Below are 4,874 nucleotides of genomic sequence, written 5' to 3'. Positions count from 1 at the left end.
CGGGTCTCAATATCATCACAGGTGATAACAGGAAGAAGAAAACTTACTTCAAACGTGTTCCTGTCATTCATCAGCAGTTGATAATCGTTGGTGTATTTTAGTGTTCGTTGTGAATAACTGTCAATCTCTACATAATCCCGGCAAGACACCATGCTACCGGTAAGAATGATAGAAAGGGTATAATATATTAGAGTTCTTTTCATGTTACTCAGATTAAAAAGATGTATTCAGACTGATAAAATAAGCTTTCGTGGGCGGCAGATTGTTATAGCTGTTTGTCCGTATATATTTGGGATCTACATGATCTTTATTCTTACGCCACAGGATGCCTAAATTCCTTACACTTCCGTTCACCGACAGAGATTTCATGAAGGTTTTGCGCAATAAAGCAACAGGGACATTGTAGCCAAGAGATATTTGCTGCAGGCGGATATGACTGCCACTGATGGTCAGCAGATCTGAACTCCTGTACCTGTTCAGACTGTTATCGCTGATACCAGTAAGTCCCGGAACATTGGTAATCAGTTCGTCACCCGGGTTTTTCCATCGTTTTGCAACATCTGATTCCGCACCGATCACACCATAATAGTTAAGATAAGTAGGATAATTTTCAGTCGACGGGCGTCTCAGAACATTTCCAAATTCATAGCTAATTCTTGCACCCAAAGTCAGATTTCCATAAGAGAAATTATTAAAAAAGCCTCCGAAATATGGTGCTGTCTTTCTTCCTGAATATACAAGATCGTCCGCTGTCAGTTTATTATTTCCATCAGCGATGGTGAGTATTTCTCCATTTTTATTGTATACCTGAGATTGACCTTTATCATCCAGCCCTGCCCACCGGTAAGAGTACATATAGTCAAGCGGCAGGCCAACCATCGGAGTACCCGAGTTGACCAGATTAAAGGAGGTGCTTTTTACAAGCCTGGCGTCGGTCACTTCATTTGTGTTATAGGATAAGTTAAAAACGGACGTCCACTTAAAGAGTTTTTCTCTTATCCAATCCGTTTTCACACTAAATTCGTAACCACGTCCTTTCATGCTTGAGGCATTAAAAGGAAGACTCGTCCAGCCATAAGTCGGGTTGAAGGGTAAACTATAAACTATATCACTCGTACGTTTACCGTAGACGTCAAAAGTAATATCTAAGCGGCCGGTAAGGAAGCTGAGATCCAGGCCCAGGTTCCATGCTTTAACCTTTTCCCATGATATCTGCGGGTTGCCGGGCTGGTTAATATATGCATATGGGCCGCTCTGGTTATCGGTTGCCAGATAGATGACCGTGTGCGGCGTTGCATTAGCTGGCGCTGTACCATTCATCCCGTAAGTAAGACGAACGGCAGCGTTGGTAAGCCATTCGACATTGGTCAGAAATTCCTCTGCTTTTGCGTCCCATTTACCACCTACCGACCATAATGGTTTTGCTCTTTGTGATCTTGAGGCGCCTGTAAGGGTAAAATCGTCAAACCTGACACTTCCTGATACAACATACTTGTTATTAAATAACGATAACGCCGCATTCGAATAGTAAGATAAAGACCGGTTTTGCCCCCTCGACTGTGAATCTCCCGTGCCTAATTGCTGACTCCATCCTTCAATGATGTTGTATGGTACGTTCGGGTTCACTGAGGCGAAAGAATAGGTATCAGCGTCGAAACCATAGCGTTTCGAAACCCACAGCTTGGTTTTAGACTGCCCAACCTCTGCGCCAGCCAGGAAGTCCACCCTGTGCTGCTCATTAAACTGATAATTGATATTAAGCTGCGTTCTTAGATTATACTGCCATGAATTGAGGTTATTAAGGTTAATAATTCCACCCATAGGAACTCCATAACTCAGTTTTTTTGTAGTTGAATTATAGCTTGTGCCATAATTGATCATATCGCGGGCTGCATAGGAATCGCGGGAATCGATATTTTCCTGATCACTAATAGTTCGTTGCAAGGAACCAGAAACCGCAAAACTGGCCCACTTTGCTAACATGGTTTCAAGTGCAGTATTAAAAATCAGTTTATGCGCCTGGGAGTTATAGTCGGTAGCTCCCAGCTCGTCCAATGGATTGTATGTCCAGGGCAGAAAGCCCAGGCTATTTGTGTATGCTGTATTTTCTGGCCTGAAACGCAGATTCCGCTGAATGTTATTGCCGCTTTCGTCCTTAATCATTTCGTATGGCCGCAAAGCAAAGCTGCCTCCACCCAAAGTATTTGCGGCTACAGGATTATTGACGGAATTATTGTAATTATAATTGAACCCGGCCCTGAAGTTTAATTTATCATTGAAAAGTGAACTGTTCAGATTTGAAGTAAAAAAGATACTTTCCCCCTTATTTCCTTTAAACACCGGCAAGTCTTTGCTGTAATTAGTAGAGACATAGTAGTTGGTTTTGTTAGCCCCGCCGCTTACTGAAAGGTTGTATTGCTGAGAGACCGCACTTCTTAACAGGTATTTTTCTATCTGGCCACGATTATCGAGGCCGGATAGCACAGCAAGAGCCGAGTCACGCTGGGCTATCGTTGCTGTCCCGCGATCAACCGCAAACATCCATTCAAGCCCCTCACTAAGAGGCGTTTTACCTGAGAAATTATTCATAAATGTAACAGGGTTGCTTATAGAAGTAACCGGGCCGCTATAGGTATCCCGAACAAAACCCTTTTCCTTAAGTTCCTTTTCGAAATCAACATAATCAGCAGAGCTCATCTTGTTCAGCTTATTTAAGCTGGCAGGTGCAGAAAAGCTTAAATTGGTGGAGAAGTTAATAGAGGGAGCGCCCTCTTTCCCTTTTTTGGTCGTAATGACTATGACTCCATTGGCTGCCCTGGCTCCCCAGATAGAAGACGCGGCGGCATCTTTCAACACCGTGATACTTTCAATATCATTAGGGTTAAAACGACTTAGAATGGCCCCTCCCTGCATATTCCCAAGCTTTTCAGAGAGGTTCGTCCGCCTGTCACTTACATCCATCATAGGAAAACCATCCACTACGATCAAAGGCTCTACCGGAGCAACGCCACTAAACGAATTCACTCCCCTGATACTAATTTTATTAGTGGTTGGATCCGCTTTTACCCCCGGCATGACTCCCTCGATGCGGTCTATCAGATTAATGGCGGGAACCTTCTCCAGGTCAGGGGCAGTCATTGTGGTAGCAGCACCCGTTACCCTTTCCTTTGGCAGTACTGTATACCCGTTTGAAACAGGAAGCACCGTTACTTCGCTGAGCATGTGCACATCGTTCTGAAGTACCACATCTATCCTGTCGGACCCGGCAATGGGCACCTGTTTCGACTGCATGCCAATATATGAAAAGATCAGTGCGCTTGCCGGTTCTCTCAACCGCAGCACATACTGACCGTCACTGTTTGTTGAAACACCCGCCCTTGTGGATTGACCCACCGGAAGTACTGTTGCCCCGATGACGGCATCACCTTGGGAGTCCTTCACATACCCGGTGATCGTCCTGAATGAGTCGGGATTCTGACTGACAGGAGCATTGGTATCTTTTCTATTATCAGCAACGACGGTATAATAGTTGGGCTGAACATACAGGAAGACCAGCTTATTAGGATACAGAATGTCTTTCAGTACCAGCTCCAGCGACTTGCTTTTATCGGCGGGGAGTACATTTTCGTTCACGGTTTTCCCCCTTAAAAGTTCCTCTTCATAGGAAAATTTCGTTCCGTAAACCTGGGTAACTTTTTCAAGGGCATTTTTGAGCGGGATCCTTCGTTGGGCGAAGTTTTCAGTTAATCCCACACAAAACACTAAAAAGCACAGCAAAAGTAGTTTTCTCTTCATATTGTCTTATTTAATTGTGATTTGATTTCCGGTGATCTGGGTTTCCACATGGAGTGTCTGCCTCAGGACAAACAGGATGTCTTCGAGATTCTTGGCAGGAATGGTTCCTGATAAATGCCTGTTTAACAGTGATGAATCAAGTAAGACGACCTTATATCCAAAATTATCTTCAATGCCGGCTATGACTGCGGCGACGGATGAGTTATTGAGCCTGATCTCATTATCTTTCCATGCCGTTATATTCCGGGAGTCATTCTCCTCACTGATCTGAATTTCCGCGGCTCCTTTATAGGTAAAGCTCTGGCCGGGTTTAAGGCTCGCGATCACCTGATGTGTGCTTTCATCCTCGACCCGAAGACTTCCTTCGAGCAGGGCGACCTCCAGCACACCACGCCGGTCTTTCACATTGAAGCGCGTACCGGTTACAGTCAATACGACCCCGCCGGCATGAACCCTGAAATAATCAGACTCTCTTATCCTGTTCTTTATGGCGACATGCTTTACGTGAAACAATGCTTCCCCCTTTAGCCACACTTCTCTTGGCTTGTCGCTTTTCCAGTTTCTGACATACCTGAGGCTAGAGTTACTGTTCAGGTCGATCTCGGATTCGTCGGGCAAGACGAAATGGTTCTTTTGCCCGAACCCGGCACTCCTGGTTTTCTGCCCCTGCTGGCTTAAGTCATACAATGACAAACTCAGGATAATAACGGCAGCTGCCTGTCCTGCTCTCTTTGTATAGGTTTTAAATATTCTGACAATATTGCGGCGACGTTCTATGCGGGGCAACTGGCTTTGTATCTTCTGCCAGCTCGCTTCACGCCCCTTCGACTGATATACCGGTTGACTGATCAGCAGCATGATCCATGCTGCTGCTTCTTCCATATAAGGTTTAGTTTCAGGGAATTGTTCCCCTACCTGAATCCAGAAGATATTGAGGTGATAGTTTCCTTCTCTTACACTTGAAATAAAATATTCATCGTAGAAGAAATCTATTTTTTTATAATCCCTGTATTGTTCCGGAGTTCTTTTCATGTTTATTATACTTCTATTACACCAGGCTTGAAGATTTTATCCCAGTA

At 44.6% G+C, this 4,874-nt stretch carries 2 protein-coding genes and 1 pseudogene; all 3 read right to left on the bottom strand.

The window, feature by feature from the left end:
• Positions 1–203, bottom strand: a pseudogene (locus DDR33_RS25970) (RagB/SusD family nutrient uptake outer membrane protein); the annotation flags it as partial.
• Between the two features lie 10 nt (positions 204–213).
• Positions 214–3,795 (bottom strand): SusC/RagA family TonB-linked outer membrane protein, encoded by a 3,582-nt coding sequence (locus DDR33_RS19930; protein ID WP_109417563.1) that lies wholly within the window; start codon positions 3,793–3,795, stop codon positions 214–216.
• Between the two features lie 6 nt (positions 3,796–3,801).
• Positions 3,802–4,827 (bottom strand): FecR family protein, encoded by a 1,026-nt coding sequence (locus tag DDR33_RS19925; RefSeq protein WP_109417562.1) that lies wholly within the window; start codon positions 4,825–4,827, stop codon positions 3,802–3,804.
• Between the last annotated feature and the right edge of the window lie 47 nt (positions 4,828–4,874).

It is taken from the genome of Pararcticibacter amylolyticus (assembly GCF_003130405.1).
Taxonomy (GTDB): domain Bacteria; phylum Bacteroidota; class Bacteroidia; order Sphingobacteriales; family Sphingobacteriaceae; genus Arcticibacter; species Arcticibacter amylolyticus.
The sequence above is the reverse complement of the archived record's forward strand: the minus strand, read 5'-3'. Positions and strand labels throughout refer to the sequence as shown.